This is a genomic window from Paenarthrobacter sp. NPDC057355 (assembly GCF_042667405.1).
In the GTDB taxonomy this organism is placed as follows: domain Bacteria; phylum Actinomycetota; class Actinomycetes; order Actinomycetales; family Micrococcaceae; genus Arthrobacter.
In genome coordinates this window covers 672,088-690,152 of record NZ_JBHVAL010000001.1, presented here as the reverse complement: position 1 = coordinate 690,152, position 18,065 = coordinate 672,088, and the positions used below count along the sequence as shown (strand labels likewise).

The window sequence follows — 18,065 nt, the reverse complement described above, 5'->3', positions numbered from 1 at the left end:
GGTGTCCACACGTACTAACGATGACGTCTACCCCCATGGCATCAAGCTGGGGGTAGACGTCGGTACCGTCAGGGTGGGCCTTGCCCAGTGCGATCCCGATGGAATCCTCGCCACGCCGTTCAAGACGGTCGGGCGCGACGCCAAAAAGAACTCCGATGTCCGTCTGGTGGTCAAGCACGCCGCGGAATTGCCTGCGGTGCAAATTTTCGTGGGGCTGCCTCGCACCATGAAGGGCGAGGAACGGGGCTCGGCCGCCATGGCAACCGAGTATGCCCTGCTGCTTGTGAACGAGCTTTCACGGGCAGGTTTGGACATTCCCGTGAACCTCATTGATGAGCGGCTTTCCAGCGTGACGGCACACCGCAACCTGCATGAAGCTGGCATGAGCAGCCGGAATCACCGTAAAGTGGTTGATCAGGTTGCTGCTGCTGGAATACTCCAGCACGCGATCGACATGCAAAAAGCCAGAGGAACGGACGTTGGCCGCCGAGTGCAGGCGCCGACGGAACCCGAAAAGCCCAGCAGTGCCCCAACGCTGCAGGCTGCCTCCGGCAGTGAACCTGATTCTTCTACGAGGGGACTGCAACTGTGAGCCCGGTCAACAACGACCCCTCCAGCGGTACCGGCGGCGGCATGCCGCTGACCCGCAAAGAGCTGCGGGCGCGCGAGAGATTTCTCGCCACGCAGAACCACAATGTCGTACCCGTTCCCGAAGCCACGCCGGGGGAGGACTCTTCAGCGGCCGAGGCAGAAACAGAACTTCCCCGCCCCGTCCCTGCCGTTCCGGCTGCGCAGGCCCCCGTGCCCCCGCCCGTTCCAGTAGCTCCTCCTGTTCCAGTTGCACCTCCTGTGCCGGTTGCCCCTCCCCGCGCAGCGGAACAGCCGGTCGCACCGGCGCCCTCGAACGCTGACGAGGCAGCCGGCGTCGCCGCGGCCCATGCCGGTCACGGTGAGCATGCAGAATCTGATCAGGTCCACGGCGAAGGTGAATTGGTTTTCGCCGAGCACGCCGGGGCGCCGTTGGAAGCCCACGAATACGCCGGGCAGGATTCCCACCACGGCGTGGATGCCCATGATGAGCTGCACCACGACGGGCTTCATCACGAGGAGCTGCACCACGAGGAGCTCCACCACGACGAGCTCCACCACGAGGAGCTCCACCACGACGAGCTTCACCATGATGACCATGCCCACGAACTCCTGGCGCCAATAGCGTCCCCCGCCACCAAAGCTGCCGCGAAGAAGGCGCGTCGTCGCCGTCGTGTCCTTGCCCTTCTGTTGACGCTGGCTGTGTTCGTCACCGCCGTAGCTGTTGGAGCGCAGTTCCTGAAGCCCCTGCTTGGCATGGACAAGGTCACGGACTACCCCGGTCCCGGGACCGGATCCGTCAGCGTCACCGTTCCCCAAGGCGCCGGGCCCAAGGCGGTAGCAAGCGATCTCGTGCAGAAGCACGTCGTGGCGGATGCCGACGCCTTTGTTAAGGAATTCGTCAGCCAGGGCGGCGAGTTGTCGCCAGGTGAATTCACCTTCAAGACCGAGATGAAGAACTCGGACGCCGTGGCGGTCCTGGTGAACAAAGACTCCTCCAAGGTCATGTACTTCGCCCTGAGTGCGGGGCTGCGGATCAACGAATCCCTGGACGCTATTGCCAAGGGTTCCGGCATCCCGTTGGAGCAGCTCAACGCCCTTAACCAGGCCCCCGGGCAGTTCGGACTTCCCGCCAAGGCCAAGAACCTCGAAGGCTTCCTGGCGCCGGGGGAGTACCGTTTCGATCTCGGAACCTCCGCCAAGGACATCATCCAGAAGCTTGTAACCACCACCCTGGATGAGCTGAAATCACAGGGCATCACCGATCCCGCCAAGCAGTACGACGTCGTGACGATCGCCAGCATTGTGCAAGCCGAAGGTGGACAGGCTGACTATGGAAATGTTGCAGGCGCCATCTACAACAGGCTCAAGCCCAACAACGTCGAAACAAGCGGGCTTATCCAGTCGGATGCAACGGTCACCTACGGTCTCGGCAGGAAGTCCTTCCACGTTACGGAAGAGGAAAAGGCCGACAAATCGAATCCGTACAACACCTACGCGAACGTCGGCCTGCCCGTGGGTCCGATCGGTTCACCGGGAAAGACGGCTATCGACTCTGCCGCCAAGCCCACGCCCAACGACTACATGTACTGGGTAACGATCAACCTGGACACCAAGGAGACCAAGTTCTCCAAGACGCTCGCTGAGCACAACACCTACGTTGAGCAATACAACGCTTGGTGCCAGGCCAATGCGGGACGGTGCGTGTGACGCTTCGGGCCGCGGTCCTCGGGCATCCGATCTCCCACTCGAAGTCGCCGGCGCTCCACTCGGCCGCGTACGCCAAGCTGGGTTTGGATATTGAGTACTCGGCGATTGATGTCACCGTGGATGGCCTTCCGGCCTTCATGGAGTCGCTCCTGGGTGACAACGCCTGGTGCGGCTTGTCGGTGACCATGCCGCTCAAATCTGCAATGATCAAAGAAGTCGACGAAGTGCGCGGCGCGGGCGCCCAGTTGGGTGTCATCAACACCGTGGTCTTCGAGCACGACGGCGGAACGGTGCGTCGTGCGGGTTGCAACACTGACGTCGCGGGCATCGTTGAATCGGTTCGTCATGCCGGGGTGGTTTCGGCTCCGAATGCTGCCATCCTCGGTGGCGGCGGTACCTCGGCTGCGGCAGTGGCTGCGGTTCATGAGTTGGGTGCCGGTCATGTAGACGTTTTTGTCCGGGACGCTTCACGCGCGTCAGACGCAGAAGCCGCGGCGGCCGCCGTCGGGATTTCCCTCTCGGTGCGGCCGTTGACCGAGGCCGTCACCGCCGTGGCGGCAGCTGAGCTGGTCATCTCCACTTTTCCTCCGCGTGCAGCCGATAGCCTCGCCGACGAATTGGCGTCGTTGCCGGCGACCGGTGCGGGGGTCCTGCTGGATGTTGCCTATGATCCTTGGCCAAGCCGCATCGCCGAAGTGTGGAGCGGGCACGGGGGAGCGGTAGTCCCGGGACTGGAGATGCTGATGTACCAGGCGGCGGAGCAGATACGGCTCTTCAGCGGCCGTGAAGTCGATGCCGCCGTCATAGATGTGATGTGCGACTCAGTCGGGCTTCCCCGACGGGTGTTCTAGAGGCCTTACATGGCAGGATTGGTTATATGTTGCGTTGGTTGACTGCCGGTGAATCCCACGGTCCGGCTCTGATCGGAATTGTTGAAGGCGTGCCCGCCGGTGTTGAACTCACCAGCGGGCAAATTCGTGACGCGCTGGCGCGTCGCCGCCTGGGCTACGGCCGGGGCGCCCGCATGAAGTTTGAGCAGGACGAGGTCACCATCATGGGTGGCGTTCGTCACGGGATCACCCAGGGCGGTCCTGTGGCCATCCAAGTGGGAAACACCGAGTGGCCCAAGTGGGAGCAGATCATGTCTGCTGATCCCGTTGACGCCGAACTCCTGGCCGACCAGGCGCGGAACGCTCCTTTGACGCGCCCGCGTCCGGGGCACGCCGATTTCACGGGCATGCAGAAGTACGGCTTCGATGAGGCCCGGCCGGTGCTTGAGCGCGCCAGTGCACGGGAAACTGCCACGCGCGTGGCGCTTGGTACCGTCGCAGCGCAGTTCCTGAAGCAGCTTGGAATCGAACTCGTCAGCCACACAGTCTCCATCGCCAGCGTCGCTGTCCCCGAAGGCCGGCCCTTGCCTGTCCCCGGGGATGTGATCGCACTTGACGCCGACCCGCTGCGTTGCTTCGACCGTGAGACATCCAACGCAATGGTGGCCGAGGTAGACGCTGCACACAAGGAAGGTGAAACCCTTGGCGGTGTAGTTGAGGTCCTCGCTTACGGGCTTCCCCCGGGACTTGGCAGCTACGTCCACTGGGACCGCAGGCTCGACTCGCGACTGGCAGCAGCGCTCATGGGCATCCAAGCGATCAAGGGCGTCGAGGTGGGAGATGGCTTCCTGACAGCTGCCCGTCGCGGCTCTGCCGCCCACGATGAGATCGTCAAGGATGAAGACGGCAGGATCGTTCGCCAGACCAACCGTGCCGGCGGCATCGAAGGTGGCATGAGCATTGGCGAGGTCCTGCGGGTCCGTGCGGCCATGAAGCCGATCGCCACAGTCCCGCGTGCCCTGCGCACCATTGACGTCAGCACGGGCGAGCCCGCGAAAGCCCACCACCAGCGTTCGGATGTTTGTGCGGTTCCAGCAGCCGGTGTTGTGGCCGAGGCCATGGTTGCCTTGGTTCTGGCCGAAGCTGTTGCCGAGAAGTTCGGTGGCGACTCCGTTGCCGAGACCGCACGCAACCTCCAAAGCTACCTGGACAACATCCCGGCAACCCTGGACACGGTCGGCCGGTAGTGATCCGCTCTGTCCTGGACGGCTCCACCGGCCGTCCCGTAGTTTTGGTGGGCCCTATGGCTGTTGGCAAGTCGGCCATAGGCCAGCAGCTTGCCCAGCAGCTTGGTCTCCCGTTCGTGGACACCGATGCTGTAGTCGTCGCTGCCCATGGCAGTATCGCTGACATCTTCGCGGGTCGGGGCGAGCACGCCTTCCGCGAAATCGAGGCCAGGGCCGTGGCGAAGTCGATCGAGTCCGCCAAGGAGCAACCGGCGATTATTTCGCTCGGAGGCGGGGCGGTCCTTGACTCCGGGACCCAGCAACTGCTGGGGGAGTGCACGGTGGTCTACCTGGAGTGCGACGCCGAGACCGTTGCGGACCGCATCGCGCGGAACACCGGAAGGCCCCTGCTGCAGGGTGACGCCATGGCGCGCTGGGAAGCGCTGTTTGCCACCAGGCGTCCTGTCTACGAACGACTCGCAGACATCGTCATGGATGTACGTACAGGAACCGTGGCGGACATCGGCCTCCAGTTGGAGGAACGGCTGCGCCAGCATGCAGCCTTGAAAGAGGAAGTTGAAAAGTGAGTAACGAAGCAACTGTCATCAAGGTGACCGGCCAGTCAGTCAACGAAAACTATGACGTCGTGGTGGGCCGCGGTCTGCTGGAGAGCCTTCCGGAAAAACTCGGGGAGCGCGTCCGACGGGTACTTGTCATCCACCCCCGCGCCCTCCGCCTGACCGGTGACTCCGTCCGCGACGAACTGGAGAGCGCTGGTTTCACCGCGCTCACTGCTGAAATTCCGGACGCCGAGGAAGGCAAGCACATCCAGGTTGCTGCGTTCTGCTGGCAGGTCCTGGGGCAAAACGACTTCACCCGCTCGGATGCCATCGTTGCAGTCGGCGGCGGTGCTGTTACCGATCTCGCCGGCTTCGTCGCCGCCACCTGGCTTCGCGGCGTCAAGGTCATCCACATGCCCACCAGTCTCCTGGGCATGGTTGACGCGTCAGTTGGCGGTAAGACCGGCATCAACACGGCTGAGGGAAAGAACCTCGTGGGTTCCTTCCACCCGCCCGCAGCCGTCCTGGCTGATCTCGATACGCTCCAGACCCTGCCGAAGAACGAGCTCATCTCCGGCATGGCCGAGGTCATCAAATGTGGATTCATCGCAGACCCCGTAATCCTCGAGCTGATCGAAAAGAACACGGACGCCGTGACGGACCCGGGTTCCGAGGTTCTCCGGGAACTCATTGAGCGGGCCATTGCCGTCAAGGCGGACGTCGTCTCCCAGGACCTCAAGGAATCCGGTCTGCGCGAAATCCTGAACTATGGCCATACGCTCGGCCACGCCATCGAACTGGTGGAGCGATACTCCTGGCGCCACGGTGCCGCCGTGTCCGTGGGAATGATGTTCGCAGCAGAGTTGTCCCGCAGTGTAGGCCGCTTGTCCGATGCCGATGCCGATCGGCACCGCACCATCCTCGAGAGCCTCGGCCTGCCCATCACGTACCGCAGGGACAGGTGGCAGGGACTGCTGGATGGCATGCGCCGGGACAAGAAGTCCCGTGGTGACCTGCTCCGCTTTGTCGTGCTGGACGGAATCGCCAAGCCCGGGATCCTGGACGTCCCCGATACCTCCCTTCTCTTTGCCGCGTACCAGGAGATCGCATCATGACGATCGCCCTGCGCGAAGGTGTCAGTGACTGGCCTACTGCCGGTTTCCCCGGTGTCCGGATGAACCCCGACACGCTCTTGCCCGTGGTGGTCAACGAGGAAGTCATGGAGACCGCGCTTGCGGCTTCAGATGATCCCGCAGACCGGATCATGGCCCTCCTGCTGGAGAACCAGCCAAAGGAAGCAGCTGAGCTGTTGGCGGAGGCCCGGTACAAGGATCCCGAGTCTTTCCGGCTGAGGATTTTCGAGGCAGAAGTCCACCGTGCCACCAACCGCCTTGACCGGGCTGTCCAGTTGTTCCGGCATTTGTTGCAAGAGGTCCAGGGAACCTCCAAGGAAGCGGTAGTGCGCCAGTACCTTGGCCGTGCCTACTTCGTCAGCGGCAACGCCCTTGCAGCATCCGAGGAGTTCGCCAGGGCCCTGGACCTGAGGGTGGCCATGGCTGCCGATGCCGCGCTGATCTACTCCTCGGCCGTAGCCCTGCAGCGGGCACGGGACGTCATGGAACTTGCCTCCTGAAGGCTGCCCGGAACGCTGTTTGCAAGGCAGCTCCGTATTTGACGGTAGAATGGTTTTTGGATTTTTGATAAATACGCGCTGGCGCGCCGATTGGCACGCCTGCTTGGCATAGATAGCTGGCAGCTGGAACCAGTGCGATTAACCAGAGGATACGAGTGGCAACCACAAACGACATCAAGAACGGGACCGTACTGAAGCTCGAGGGCCAGCTCTGGAACATCATCGAGTTCCAGCACGTCAAGCCCGGCAAGGGTGGCGCCTTTGTCCGCACCAAGATGCGCAATGTCATGTCCGGCAAGGTGGTCGACAAGACCTTCAACGCCGGCCTGAAGATCGAAACCGCGACTGTCGACCGTCGCGACTACCAGTACCTGTACCAGGATGGCGAAGACTTCGTCTTCATGGACACCCAGGACTACGACCAGATCACGGTCTCCGGTGCGACGGTTGGCGACGCCACCAACTTCATGCTTGAAAACCAGATGGTCAACATCGCCATCCACGAAGGTACGCCGCTCTACATCGAGCTGCCCCCGAGCGTTGTGCTCGAAATCACCTACACCGAGCCGGGCCTGCAGGGCGACCGCTCCTCGGCTGGAACCAAGCCGGCCACAGTTGAAACCGGCTACGAGATCCAGGTGCCGCTGTTCGTGGAGCAGGGCACCAAGGTCAAGGTCGACACCCGCGATGGCAGCTACCTGGGCCGGGTCAACGACTAGTGAGCGCCCGCGGTAAAGCCCGTAGCAGGGCCTTGGAAGTACTTTTCGAAGCGGAGCAGCGCTCGGTTTCGGCTTTTGACGCCCTGAAGGCGCGTCGGGAGAAGACAGACCTGGTCATCAACCCCTACACGGTGGAAATCGTGGAAGGCGTGGTGTCCATGCAAGCAACCATCGACGAGTTCCTCGAGACCTATGCCCAGGGCTGGACCCTTGAGCGTATGCCCTCGGTGGACCTCATCATCCTTCGCATTGGAGCCTGGGAACTTCTCTACAACGACGAAGTTCCTGACGGAGTAGCGGTAAGCGAAGCCGTCGCCCTGGCCAAGACGATGTCCACCGACGAGTCCCCGGCCTTCATCAACGGATTGCTTGGCCGTCTCCAAAAGCTCAAGCCGTCGCTGCTGGCGTAGCCGGCTTGACAATAGTTGTGATTGGACCCTTCCCGGGAAAACCGGGAAGGGTCCATTTCTTTAAGCGGCCTACTGGAGGACCGCGGCCCGCAATACGGGGACTGCGTGAAGGTGTTCGAGTTCGTCGCGTTGGTGCGAGTTGACGTCGCGTCCGCTGAGGATCCGTTGGCGGGTAAATGCCAGGGCTGTTGCTCCCTTGATGAAGGCCTTCATTTGCGGTGCTCGCCCCCGTGACGCCGCCCAGCGAAGTGCTTGGCGCCTTCCCCGTGCGGTGGCAAGCATTTCCACTTCTGCCGGCGTAAACCATCCCGCGCGGGCGTATTCAAGGAGTCTTTGCCGAGTCAGTTTTCCTTCGGCGAGCCGAAGCAGGATGATGCCGACGGCGGCGATCAGGAAGATCGGCACCTGGACAACGAAGTACTCTGCAAGGAAGTTCTGGCCCATGCTGTTCCAGCGGTTGTGGAGGAACATCGCGGGCAGCAGGCCGATGAAGAAAGCCAGGACCGCATATCCGGGGTGCCACTTCCGTGCGGCAAAGCCCATGATCAAGCCTGTCGTGCCGGTGAAGACGGCGTGGGCAAAGGGTGACATGACGCCCCGCAGGATGAAGATGCGCACCAAGTCTGTGCCGGGATCATTGGAGGAGGCTATTTCACGGCCAAAATAGAGGATGTTCTCCGTGAACGCGAAGCCGGCGGCGATGGTGAAGGCGAACACCACCCCATCCACGGGCCCGTCGAAGTACTTCCGGGCTGCGAGGATCAGGACCAGAAGACCCAAGGACTTGGTGAATTCCTCCACAATCGGCGCCTGGACCGTGGCCATGAAATAAGCGAAGGCTTCTTCGCTGGAGGTGGGGGCGGCCAAGGCGAAGAGTGGCTGGATCAACAGCGTGCCGGCAATGGACACTGCGGCGCCCCAGGTAAAGGCGAACCAGAGAAGCCTGGGCGGTTCGGGCTCCCAGCGGTCAATGAGGCGCACGGTCAAAAGGACGATGGACAACGGAACCAGGGACACCAGGAAACCGATGACGAAGCCGGTAGCGCCGGTATTGCCCAGCAGGAACGGAACCACCAGCAGAAGACTCCCAAGGGCCAGGACGGCGCCAACGATCAACAAGGGCAGCGTGCCCCAGCTGCGCCGTACCGGCGGCATGGCCCAGGTCTGCTGCGGAAGCGGAGCCCTGTTGCCCGGTGCCGGCTGGTAATTACCGGGCTGGACGTGGCCGATCCACGTAGGGTTCGCCCCCGGTTCAAGATAGGGACCCGGGTGGGGCTGTCCGCCGTACTGGCCTGGGTGGTTCATGCTCATGGAAACGAGCCTATTCCACGGGAGGAAGTGTGAGCTTAAACTCACTCTCCTGACAGCCACCTGATCGGCGGGCGCTGGCCCGCTGTGATAGTTTTGAGGAGCAAATATTCCTTTTTTAATTCCGTCCCGTGAGGCGGGGAAAGGGGAGACGAGCGATGACTGAAGTCACTTCTGCGCACCTGCCGTCGCGGGTTGTCCTCAACCAGGCGGATATAGATCGTGCGCTGACTCGTATCGCCCACGAGATCCTCGAAGCCAACAAAGGCTCGCAGGACTTGGTTCTTTTGGGCATTCCCAGCCGCGGCTACCCACTGGCCGTTCGGCTCGCCAACAAGATCGCCGCAGCCGACCCCACGGTAAACGCCGGGTCAATCGTCGGCCAGCTGGATGTCACCATGTTCCGTGACGATCTCTCGCACCAGCCCACGCGTCCACCGCACCACACCCGGCTCCCGCTCTCCGGGATCGACAATAAGGTGGTCGTGCTGATTGACGACGTCCTGTACTCCGGGCGCACCATCCGTGCCGCCCTGGACGCCCTGGTTGACCTCGGCCGTCCCCGAATTGTCCGTCTCGCCGTGCTGGTGGACAGGGGCCACCGCGAGCTCCCCATCCGCGCCGACCACGTGGGCAAGAACCTTCCCACGTCCTCGGCGGAAAAAGTCCGGGTGCACCTGGAGGAAACCGACTCCGTCGATGGTGTTCCCGTCAACGAGGTAGTTATCGAGGCCGGTAAGTGAAGCATCTTCTTTCCACGGAAAACCTGGTCGCAGCAGATGCGATCCGCATCCTGGACACGGCGGAGGAAATGTCCGCGGTGGGGGAGCGCGAGGTCAAGAAGCTGCCGGCCCTTCGCGGCCGCACCGTAGTGAACCTCTTCTTCGAGGACTCCACGCGTACCCGTATTTCCTTTGAAGCCGCAGCCAAGCGACTGTCCGCCGATGTCATCAACTTCGCGGCCAAGGGATCTTCGGTCTCCAAGGGTGAATCCCTCAAAGACACCGCTCAAACCCTTGCTGCCATGGGTGCGGATGCCGTCGTCATCCGGCACTGGGCCTCGGGGGCGCCGCACCGGCTCGCTGCCACCGATTGGATCGACGCAGCCGTCATCAACGCAGGAGACGGCACGCACGAACACCCCACCCAGGCGCTTCTTGACGCCTTCACCATGCGCAGGCACTGGTCCAAGCTCAACGGCGTCGCTTCCACGGGGGCGGACCTGAAGGGCATGCGCGTGGCCATCGCCGGCGACGTGCTGCACTCGCGCGTGGCCCGCTCCAACGTGTGGCTCCTGAAGACCCTCGGGGCCGAGGTCACCTTGGTGGCGCCGCCCACCCTGCTGCCCATCGGCGTCGAGCACTGGCCGTGCAAGGTCAGCTACAACCTGGACGAAACGCTGGAAGCCGGTATCGACGCGATGATGATGCTTCGCGTCCAGGGCGAGCGGATGAATGCCTCGTTCTTTCCCTCCACCCGCGAGTACTCGCGCCGGTGGGGCTTCGACGACGCCCGCCTCCGATCCCTTGACGAGCTGGGCATGAAAGACACCATCATCATGCACCCCGGACCGATGAACCGCGGCCTGGAGATCTCTTCCGCCGCTGCGGACTCACCACGTTCCACGGTTCTGGCCCAGGTACGGAACGGTGTTTCCGTGCGCATGGCCGCCCTGTACCTGCTGCTCTCCGGGGACTCCCGCGAGGCAGCCCCGATAACCACCGCCATACCGGCTTTCGCGAGCCCGTCGAGCAAGGAGAGCAACTGATGGCCGAGAACACTTACCTGATCCGCGGGGCCGCGATCCTCGGCGGGGACGCCCAGGACCTGCTGATCCGCGACGGCGTCATCGCCGCCTTGGGCAGCGACCTCTCCGAGGAAGGCGCAACTGTCATCGACGGCGAGGGCCTCATCGCCCTGCCGGGCATGGTGGATGTCCACACCCACCTGCGTGAACCGGGCCGCGAGGATGCCGAAACGGTCGAGACCGGTACCCGCGCCGCTGCCTTGGGTGGCTTCACCGCCGTCCACGCCATGGCCAACAGCAACCCTGTAGCCGACACCGCCGGCGTCGTCGAGCAGGTCCACAGCCTGGGCCGTGCGTCCGGCTGGGTTGACGTGCGTCCGGTAGGGGCGGTCACCGTGGGGCTTGCCGGCGAGCGGCTCGCAGAGCTCGGCGCCATGGCCGACTCCCGTGCCCAGGTCCGGATGTTCTCCGACGACGGCATCTGCGTTCATGATCCCGTCCTGATGCGCCGTGCGCTGGAATACGTCAAAGCGTTCGACGGCGTGGTGGCCCAGCACGCGCAGGAACCGCGCCTGACCGCCGGGGCCCAGATGAACGAAGGAGAGGTTTCCGCGGTCCTGGGCCTGACCGGCTGGCCGGCCGTGGCCGAGGAAAGCATCATTGCCCGCGATGTCCTGCTCGCCCAGCACGTTGGTTCCCGGTTGCACGTCTGCCATGTCTCCACGGCCGGTTCCGTGGAAATCGTCCGGTGGGCGAAAGCCCGCGGTATCAACGTCACTGCCGAGGTCACTCCGCACCACCTTCTCCTGACCGACGAACTGGTCCGCAGCTACGACCCCGTGTACAAGGTCAACCCGCCGCTGCGCACGGACGCAGACGTCCAGGCTTTGCGCGAAGGACTGGCCGACGGCACCATCGATGTCGTCGGAACGGACCACGCGCCGCACCCCAGCGAGCACAAGGAATGCGAGTGGGCGCAGGCGGCGATGGGCATGACCGGCCTGGAAACGGCGTTGTCGGTAGTCCAGGAAACCATGATCGAAACCGGACTCATGACGTGGGCGGACTTCGCCAGGGTCACCTCCATCACTCCCGCCGTTATCGGCCGGGTAGCTGACCAGGGTCGCCCGCTTGAGGTTGGCGAGCCCGCCAACGTCATCCTGGTGGACCCGGCTGCGCGTTGGACCGTCGACCCCCATAAAATGGCAACCATGGGCCGCAATTCACCGTTCAAGGGCAAGGAGCTGCCCGGATCCGTGGTGGCAACCTTCTTCAAGGGCCACCCCACAGTCCTCGAAGGCCGGCTCAACACGCCCTACAAGCACCCGGTAGTCAGCAGCAGCTGATGAACAACCAGACACTGACCGTGATCATCACGGTGCCGCTGATCGTCGTCGTCCTGGCGATGATCTGGCTGGGGTGGCGGAACCGCCTGAGGCGACAAGCCGACGTCGAACGCCTCCCCGGGGTGCCGGAGCAGCTGACCCCGGCCACCGTCGTCGCTGATGGCCAGTATGTGACCACCACGACGGCCGGCGACTGGCTGGACCGCATCGCAGTCCAGGGCCTGGGTATCCGGACCAACGCGGAGCTGAGCATCCACGCTGAAGGCGTGTTGTTCGACCGCAACGGCGCCGCCCCGGTCTTCATCCCCCGCCGAGCACTGGTTGAAACCCGTGAAGCCAACGGCATGGCCGGGAAGTTCGTCGAAAAGGACGGACTCCTGGTCATCAGCTGGAGACTTGGCGACCGGGAACTCGACACCGGTTTCCGGTCCAGGCACTCAGCCGACAAGACGCTCCTCCTCGAAGCCCTCCAGAATTTGATCTCCGCAGCCCCTCAGGCAGATGCCGATAGTGGAAAGTAATAAAGTGACGGAAAGTAACGCAGCCACCAAAACCACCCCCGCAGCAGCAGTGCTGGTGCTCGAAGACGGCCGCATGTTCCGCGGCCGCAGCTACGGCGCCCAGGGCACCGCGCTCGGTGAGGCCGTCTTCGCCACCGGCATGACCGGCTACCAGGAGACCATCACCGACCCCTCCTACGCCCGCCAGCTGGTCGTCCAGACGGCCCCGCACATCGGCAATACCGGCGTCAACAGCGAAGACGCTGAATCCCGCCGCATCTGGGTGGCCGGGTACATCGTGCGCGATGCCGCCCGCCGCCCCTCCAACTGGCGCTCCGAGCGCAGCCTTGACGAGGAATTGGTGGAGCAGGGAATCGTCGGCATCCAGGGCGTGGACACCCGTGCCATCACCCGCCACCTCCGCGAGCACAAGACCATGCGGGCAGGCATCTTCTCCGGCGAGGCCGCACAGGCATCGGATAAGGAACTGCTGGACATCGTCCTGGCCAGTGCCCCGATGGAAGGCTCGGCCCTGGCCGAGGAAGTCTCCATCGACGAAGCCTACGTCGTGGATCCCAAGGACCACGGCTGGGAAGGCGAGCCCCGCTTCTCCATCGCCGCGGTGGACCTCGGCATCAAGGCCATGACTCCCGTGCGCTTCGCCGAGCGCGGGGTGCGCGTGCACGTCCTGCCTGCCACGTCCACGCTCGAGGACGTCAATGCCGTCAACCCCGACGGCTTCTTCATGTCCAATGGTCCTGGCGATCCCGCCACCGCCGACCACCAGGTTTCGCTGCTGCGTTCGGTGCTGGACGAGAAGCTGCCGTACTTCGGTATCTGCTTCGGCAACCAGATCCTGGGCCGTGCACTGGGCTTTGGCACCTACAAGCTCCGTTACGGCCACCGCGGCATCAACCAGCCGGTGATGGACCGCCGCACCGGGAAGGTTGAAATCACCTCCCAGAACCACGGCTTCGCCGTGGATGCGCCGCTGAACGGCTCAACTGTGGCGCCGGAGGAGCGCTACGGCCGCGTGGAGGTCAGCCACGTTTCCTTGAACGACGACGTCGTTGAGGGCCTCGCCTGCCTCGACATCCCTGCCTTCTCGGTCCAGTACCACCCGGAGGCCGCAGCCGGCCCGCACGACGCCGCGTACCTCTTCGACCGGTTCATCGACCTCATGGCCGATGCCAAAGCCGCCGCCCCCGCAACGAACAACGAATCCAAGACTGAGGACAAGAAGTAATGCCCAAGCGTACAGATCTCAAGAGCGTCCTTGTCATCGGTTCCGGTCCCATCGTCATCGGCCAGGCGGCTGAGTTCGACTACTCCGGTACCCAGGCCCTGCGCGTCCTGAAAGAGGAGGGCCTTCGGGTCATCCTGGTCAACTCCAACCCGGCCACGATCATGACCGACCCCGAGTTCGCCGATGCCACGTACGTCGAGCCGATCACGCCCGAGGTGGTCGAGAAGATCATCGCCAAGGAGCGTCCGGATGCCGTGCTTCCTACCCTTGGCGGCCAGACCGCACTGAACACTGCGATTGCCCTGGACAAGAACGGCGTCCTGGAGAAGTACAACGTCGAGCTGATCGGTGCGAACATCGCTGCCATCGAACTCGGCGAAGACCGCGAGAAGTTCAAGGGCGTCGTGGAGCGTTGTGGTGCCGAGTCCGCCCGCAGCCACATCATCCACACCATGGATGAGGCTTTCAAGGCCGCTGAGGACCTCGGTTACCCGATGGTTGTCCGCCCGTCCTTCACCATGGGTGGCCTCGGTTCGGGCCTGGCCTACAACGAAGACGATCTGCGCCGCATCGTCGGGCAGGGTCTTCAGTACAGCCCCACCACCGAGGTCCTGCTCGAAGAGAGCATCCTTGGCTGGAAGGAATACGAGCTCGAGATGATGCGCGACAAGAACGACAACGTCGTTGTTGTCTGCTCCATCGAGAACTTCGATCCCGTGGGCGTCCACACCGGTGACTCCATCACGGTTGCTCCGGCGCTGACCCTCACCGACCGCGAGTACCAGAAGCTGCGTGACGTTGCCATCGCCGTCATCCGCGAAGTCGGCGTGGACACCGGTGGCTGCAACATCCAGTTCGCCATCGACCCCGCTACGGGCCGCGTGGTGGTCATCGAGATGAACCCCCGCGTTTCGCGTTCCTCCGCGCTGGCATCGAAGGCCACCGGCTTCGCCATCGCCAAGATCGCCACCAAGCTCTCCCTGGGTTACACCTTGGACGAGATCCCCAACGACATCACCCAGAAGACCCCGGCCTCCTTCGAGCCGACCCTGGACTACGTTGTGGTCAAGGTTCCGCGCTTCGCGTTCGAGAAATTCCCGGCGGCCGACAACACGCTGACCACCACCATGAAGTCCGTGGGCGAAGCGATGGCCATGGGCCGCAACTTCACCGAAGCCCTGCAGAAGGCACTGCGCTCACTCGAGCAGAAGGGCTCTCAGCTGGACTTCAGCTCCGTGCCCGAGTACGAAGTTGCCGAACTCATCGAGAAGGCCAAGCGACCCACAACGGACCGCCTGCACCAGGTGCAGCGTGCGCTCCTCGGTGGCGCAACCGTGGAAGACCTCTTCGCGGCAACCAAGATCGACCCCTGGTTCCTGGACCAGCTGCAACTGCTCAATGAGACCGCGCAGGAGATCCGGAAGGCCGGCGTCCTTACCGAGGACATGCTGCGCAACGCCAAGCGCCACGGTTTCTCGGACGAGCAGATCGGTGCCCTGACGCACAACTCCGAAGCCGTTGTCCGCGGTGTCCGCCAGGCCCTTGGCATCCGGCCCGTTTATAAGACGGTGGACACCTGTGCTGCCGAGTTTGCCGCCTACACCCCGTACCACTACTCGGCCTATGACGAGGAAGACGAAGTCGGCCTGCACTCCAAGCCGTCCGTGATCATCCTTGGCTCGGGCCCCAACCGCATCGGCCAGGGCATCGAGTTCGACTACTCCTGCGTCCACGCCTCCATGGCGCTGCGCAAGGCCGGTTACGAGACCGTCATGGTCAACTGCAACCCGGAAACTGTCTCCACCGACTACGACGTCTCCACCCGCCTCTACTTCGAGCCGCTGACCCTTGAGGACGTCCTCGAGGTCATCGCCGCTGAAGAGCGCACCGGCGGAGTCATGGGCGTGTTCGTCCAGCTCGGTGGCCAGACTCCGCTCAAGCTCGCCCAGCAGCTCGCCGACGCCGGCGTGCCGATCCTTGGCACGTCGCCGGAAGCGATCGACCTCGCCGAACACCGCGGTGCCTTCGCCCGGGTCCTGGATGAGGCCGGCTTGACCTCCCCGAAGAACGGCACCGCCGTATCCTTCGAGGACGCCAAGAAGATCGCCGACGAGATCGGCTACCCGGTCCTGGTCCGCCCGTCCTACGTGCTCGGTGGCCGCGGCATGGAGATCGTCTACGACGAAGCCAACCTGTCGCGCTACATCGCCAATGCCACGGAAATCACTCCGGACCACCCGGTGCTGATCGACCGCTTCCTGGAGGACGCCGTCGAAATCGACGTCGATGCCCTCTTCGACGGCACTGACATGTACCTCGGCGGCATCATGGAGCACATCGAAGAAGCCGGTATCCACTCCGGTGACTCCGCCTGCGTGCTGCCCCCGATCACCCTTGGCAACAACGTGATCGAGCGTGTCCGTGAAGCCACCCGCGCCATTGCTGAAGGTGTTGGAGTCCGCGGCCTGATCAACATCCAGTTCGCGCTGGCCTCGGCTGTCCTGTACGTCCTCGAAGCCAACCCGCGTGCCTCCCGGACGGTTCCGTTCGTCTCCAAGGCAACCGGCGTGCAGATGGCCAAGGCCGCAGCGCTGATCGGTACGGGCGTCACCATCAACCAGCTCCGCAGCGCCTACAAGATGCTGCCCGAGATTGGCGACGGTTCCACCCTTCCGCTGGACGCACCGGTTGCCGTGAAGGAAGCCGTGCTGCCCTTCAGCCGCTTCCGCACACCGGAGGGCAAGGTCGTTGACTCCCTGCTGGGCCCGGAAATGCGCTCGACCGGTGAAGTCATGGGCATCGACAAGCACTTCGACACCGCCTTCGCCAAGAGCCAGTCCGGGGCCAACAACGCACTGCCCACCGGCGGCAAGATCTTCGTCTCGGTGGCAAACCGTGACAAGCGCTCGGTGATCATGGGCGTCAAGCGTCTGTCCGACCTCGGCTTCGAGATCGTCTCCACCGGTGGTACGGCCGACGTCCTGCGCCGCAACGGCATCCAGGCAACCCCGGTCCGCAAGGTCGCCGAGGGCAGCAGTGCCGAAGGAGAAGGCACGATCGCTGATCTGGTCGTCGCCGGCGAGATCGACATGGTGTTCAACACGCCCTCCGGCGGCGAGGCCCGCAGCGACGGCTACGAACTCCGCGCGGCAGCAACGTCGATCGGAATTCCCTGCATCACCACCGTGGCGGAGTTCAACGCCGCGGTCCAGGCCATCGAAGCACTGCGCACTTACGAGTGGTCGGTCACCAGCTTGCAGGAGCACGCAGCCAACCTGGCAGCGGCAACGGAAGCAGCCAATGCCTGAGTCTGCCGCAACGCAGGAACCGCAGCCGGTCCGGGAGTCATTCGGCTCCCGGCTGGCTGCGGCCATGGTTGACCGTGGACCGCTGTGCGTCGGAATCGACCCCCACCCCCAGTTGCTGGCGGATTGGGGATTGAACGACGACGTCGCCGGGCTGGAGCGTTTTTCGCTCACCGTCGTGGAGGCTGTGGCTTCCCTCGCTGCCGCGGTCAAACCGCAGGTGGCCCTGTACGAGCGCCATGGCGCTGCCGGTATGGCTGTGCTGGAACGGACCCTTGCCGCGTCGACGGAAGCCGGAGTGCTCAGTATCGCGGACGCAAAGCGTGGCGACATCGGTTCCACGATGGCCGCCTACGCCGATGCCTGGCTCCGCGACGGCTCAGCCCTTGCCGCGGATTCCGTGACGTTGAGCCCGTACCTCGGCTTTGAGTCGCTGCGTCCGGCCTTGGAGCTTGCCGCCCAGTACGGCAGGGGAGTGTTTGTGCTCGCCCTGACGTCCAACCCGGAGGGCAAGAGCGTCCAGCACGTCGGAGGCGCTGACTCCGTAGCGCGACGGATCGTGGCCGAGGCCGCTGCAGAGAATGAGCGCTACGAAGGGTCCTTGGGATCAGTTGGCTTGGTTGTGGGCGCCACCATCGGCTCCGCGTTGACGGAGCTGGACATCGATCTTGGCCCGGTACGCGGAGCGATCCTGGCTCCCGGGCTGGGTGCGCAGGGTGCCACGCCCGCAGATCTTCGTGCGACTTTCGGGTCCGCGTACCCGGCTGTCCTGGCGACTTCCAGCCGCGGCATCCTGTCTGCCGGCCCCACTGTCGCGGCGTTGCGTTCCGCAGCTGAGGAGACTCTGGCCGGGCTTCGTTGACTCAACTCATTGCGCAACTGACCCCCTGGAGGTAGGTTCAGGATCAGTTGCGTGATGTGCATCGCAAACTCGATC

General features: G+C 63.7%; 17 protein-coding genes. 16 read left to right on the top strand and 1 reads right to left on the bottom strand.

Going from position 1 to position 18,065, the window contains the following annotated elements; genetic code table 11:
- Window position 1 precedes the first annotated feature (1 nt).
- The 9 genes from ruvX to nusB all read left to right on the top strand — a co-directional run bounded on the left by ruvX (window position 2) and on the right by nusB (window position 7,676).
- The gene (ruvX, locus tag ACFUOZ_RS03160) at window positions 2–592 is read left to right on the top strand and encodes a Holliday junction resolvase RuvX (RefSeq protein WP_377544684.1); all 591 of its coding nucleotides are present in this window, start codon (window positions 2–4) and stop codon (window positions 590–592) included.
- Window positions 589–2,298, top strand: a complete 1,710-nt coding sequence (mltG, locus tag ACFUOZ_RS03155; protein WP_377544682.1) for an endolytic transglycosylase MltG — start codon at window positions 589–591, stop codon at window positions 2,296–2,298. The genes ruvX and mltG overlap by 4 nt, the downstream gene beginning before the upstream one ends.
- On the top strand, window positions 2,295–3,149 hold the full coding sequence (locus ACFUOZ_RS03150) for a shikimate dehydrogenase (protein ID WP_377544966.1): 855 nt from the start codon (window positions 2,295–2,297) through the stop codon (window positions 3,147–3,149). Before mltG ends, ACFUOZ_RS03150 begins: the two co-directional genes overlap by 4 nt.
- Before the next feature lie 26 nt (window positions 3,150–3,175).
- Window positions 3,176–4,375, top strand: a complete 1,200-nt coding sequence (gene aroC, locus ACFUOZ_RS03145) for a chorismate synthase (protein WP_377544680.1) — start codon at window positions 3,176–3,178, stop codon at window positions 4,373–4,375.
- Window positions 4,375–4,941, top strand: coding sequence for a shikimate kinase (locus ACFUOZ_RS03140; RefSeq protein WP_377544678.1), 567 nt, complete (start codon window positions 4,375–4,377; stop codon window positions 4,939–4,941). The genes aroC and ACFUOZ_RS03140 overlap by 1 nt, the downstream gene beginning before the upstream one ends.
- Window positions 4,938–6,029, top strand: coding sequence for a 3-dehydroquinate synthase (gene aroB, locus ACFUOZ_RS03135; protein WP_377544676.1), 1,092 nt, complete (start codon window positions 4,938–4,940; stop codon window positions 6,027–6,029). Before ACFUOZ_RS03140 ends, aroB begins: the two co-directional genes overlap by 4 nt.
- Window positions 6,026–6,547: a tetratricopeptide repeat protein gene (locus tag ACFUOZ_RS03130; RefSeq protein WP_377544674.1), complete on the top strand. Its 522-nt coding sequence runs from the start codon at window positions 6,026–6,028 to the stop codon at window positions 6,545–6,547. Before aroB ends, ACFUOZ_RS03130 begins: the two co-directional genes overlap by 4 nt.
- Window positions 6,548–6,702: 155 nt before the next feature.
- A complete protein-coding gene (efp, locus tag ACFUOZ_RS03125) occupies window positions 6,703–7,266 on the top strand; it encodes an elongation factor P (protein ID WP_011774957.1) in 564 nt (187 codons plus the stop codon).
- Complete coding sequence (gene nusB, locus ACFUOZ_RS03120) at window positions 7,266–7,676, top strand: transcription antitermination factor NusB (protein ID WP_257368001.1); 411 nt, start codon at window positions 7,266–7,268, stop codon at window positions 7,674–7,676. Before efp ends, nusB begins: the two co-directional genes overlap by 1 nt.
- Before the next feature lie 69 nt (window positions 7,677–7,745).
- Here the strand turns inward: nusB and ACFUOZ_RS03115 are convergent, their stop codons facing one another.
- A complete protein-coding gene (locus ACFUOZ_RS03115) occupies window positions 7,746–8,987 on the bottom strand; it encodes a PrsW family intramembrane metalloprotease (protein WP_377544671.1) in 1,242 nt (413 codons plus the stop codon).
- A 155-nt stretch (window positions 8,988–9,142) separates the two neighbouring features.
- Between ACFUOZ_RS03115 and pyrR the strand changes: the two genes are divergently transcribed.
- From pyrR to pyrF, 7 genes are read left to right on the top strand one after another with little or no spacing between them, the layout of a single operon-like run.
- A complete protein-coding gene (gene pyrR / locus ACFUOZ_RS03110) occupies window positions 9,143–9,727 on the top strand; it encodes a bifunctional pyr operon transcriptional regulator/uracil phosphoribosyltransferase PyrR (protein WP_377544668.1) in 585 nt (194 codons plus the stop codon).
- Complete coding sequence (locus ACFUOZ_RS03105; RefSeq protein WP_377544666.1) at window positions 9,724–10,752, top strand: aspartate carbamoyltransferase catalytic subunit; 1,029 nt, start codon at window positions 9,724–9,726, stop codon at window positions 10,750–10,752. Before pyrR ends, ACFUOZ_RS03105 begins: the two co-directional genes overlap by 4 nt.
- Window positions 10,752–12,077 (top strand): dihydroorotase, encoded by a 1,326-nt coding sequence (locus ACFUOZ_RS03100; RefSeq protein ID WP_377544664.1) that lies wholly within the window; start codon window positions 10,752–10,754, stop codon window positions 12,075–12,077. The genes ACFUOZ_RS03105 and ACFUOZ_RS03100 overlap by 1 nt, the downstream gene beginning before the upstream one ends.
- Window positions 12,077–12,598 (top strand): hypothetical protein, encoded by a 522-nt coding sequence (locus ACFUOZ_RS03095; protein WP_377544662.1) that lies wholly within the window; start codon window positions 12,077–12,079, stop codon window positions 12,596–12,598. Before ACFUOZ_RS03100 ends, ACFUOZ_RS03095 begins: the two co-directional genes overlap by 1 nt.
- Window positions 12,579–13,823 carry a glutamine-hydrolyzing carbamoyl-phosphate synthase small subunit gene (carA, locus tag ACFUOZ_RS03090; protein WP_262275111.1) on the top strand — a complete coding sequence of 415 codons (1,245 nt, stop codon included), beginning with the start codon at window positions 12,579–12,581 and terminating at the stop codon, window positions 13,821–13,823. The genes ACFUOZ_RS03095 and carA overlap by 20 nt, the downstream gene beginning before the upstream one ends.
- Complete coding sequence (gene carB, locus ACFUOZ_RS03085; protein WP_377544659.1) at window positions 13,823–17,131, top strand: carbamoyl-phosphate synthase large subunit; 3,309 nt, start codon at window positions 13,823–13,825, stop codon at window positions 17,129–17,131. Before carA ends, carB begins: the two co-directional genes overlap by 1 nt.
- Window positions 17,124–17,990 carry an orotidine-5'-phosphate decarboxylase gene (pyrF, locus tag ACFUOZ_RS03080; protein ID WP_377544657.1) on the top strand — a complete coding sequence of 289 codons (867 nt, stop codon included), beginning with the start codon at window positions 17,124–17,126 and terminating at the stop codon, window positions 17,988–17,990. Before carB ends, pyrF begins: the two co-directional genes overlap by 8 nt.
- Window positions 17,991–18,065: the final 75 nt, after the last annotated feature.